This is a genomic window from Providencia sp. PROV130 (assembly GCF_028482225.1).
Classification (GTDB): Bacteria; Pseudomonadota; Gammaproteobacteria; order Enterobacterales; family Enterobacteriaceae; genus Providencia; species Providencia rettgeri.
In genome coordinates this window covers 1-1,338 of sequence record NZ_JAMPQC010000076.1, presented here as the reverse complement: position 1 = coordinate 1,338, position 1,338 = coordinate 1, and the positions used below count along the sequence as shown (strand labels likewise).

Genomic DNA, 1,338 nt, shown 5'->3' with positions numbered 1-1,338 from the left:
CCTGTTTATCCACCGCTTTTCCAACGTTATTATCTGAAAACTCAATACGATAAACACGCTTGAATTTAGCTAAATGACTAAAACAATTTTCCGTATTACTGCTTCCCGCCGTGCAGGCTTTATCAGCAGTGCCTTCACCATTATCACGCTCAATGATTAGGCCGTGAGTATCATCAATAAGATTGAAATCACCAATGGCGTTTTGGTTATCTTCAAAGACATATAACCAACTTCTGCCAGTCCAATCTTGCTTTTTCACATCAAATTCAAGAATACGGGCAGCACGTTTACCATCGATATTTTCATAATCTTGTTTTTCATCAAGCCAAATCGCACCTTCTAGCATTGGGTAGAGCTTAGAACCATCTGGCGATGATGCCATACCTTCAAAACCTTTCGAACGATTGACTTGGAAAGTCACTTTATCTGTAGGTTTACCCGGTGTGGTGATTTGGTAGTGGTCAGGAGAAACGACTTTCTTTCCATCTACTTGCGTTTCAAACAAGGCTAATACCTTGCCATCCAAATCCATTTTGATTAAGTAAGGGCCAAACTCATCACCAACCCATAAAGCACCATCCGCAAATTGAAAGCTTTCAGGATCAAAATCACTGCCTGTTAAATAGCGCTCTTTTGTACTTTCATTCGTAATATGAAAAGGGATAATTTTATCGGGGTCCTGGAAGAAAACCGTTTTTAATGGTGTCGTATTACCCGTTTGAAAATCAATATCATATTGAGTGACATACAACATAGAGTCAGAAGAGTTTACTTTGTTGCCAAATCCATTATCAGTTAAAACCCAGTAAGTACCATCCGCCATGCGTTTGATACCCGAGTGCCCTTGACGTGGTTGGCCTTTAATTGGAATATGCATTCCTGTTGGGCGATCTGCAGATTTACCTTCCACTTTCCCTAAGCTATCTACACGAACGCCAGTGGTAAATTTACCACTCACTTGCATATCTGAAGGTGCATTTTCAGGTGTAGCAACAGTGGAATTAACTGGAAGAATGGAGTGACCCGCTAATGTTGCTGGCACTTCTTGTTGAGCAAACCCAGTGATGCTAAATGAAATTAAACTAGCCAATAAAGATAACGAGCCCAGTTTACGTTTAATAGAATAGTTATTCTGCATTGTTATGTTTCCATTTTAAGGCTATCAATAATTGATGGCGGAATCATAACGTCGATGAATGAAGCTTTTATGAAGGATTGAAGACAGTTATTTTACTGAAAAACAGGTTGTTTTTTATCATGTTCAATAAATATTGGTATTAAGATATTTCCCTAATACCGATATACTCTAAATAATTCGAGTTGCAGCTAGGCGACAAA

Annotated in this window: 1 protein-coding gene; it reads right to left on the bottom strand. The window is 38.8% G+C overall.

Annotation, left to right across the window (positions count from 1 at the left end; translation table 11 throughout):
* Positions 1-1,138: esterase-like activity of phytase family protein (locus tag PSF28_RS23580; protein WP_272685741.1), on the bottom strand; the 1,138-nt coding region annotated here is incomplete at its 3' end.
* Positions 1,139-1,338: the final 200 nt, after the last annotated feature.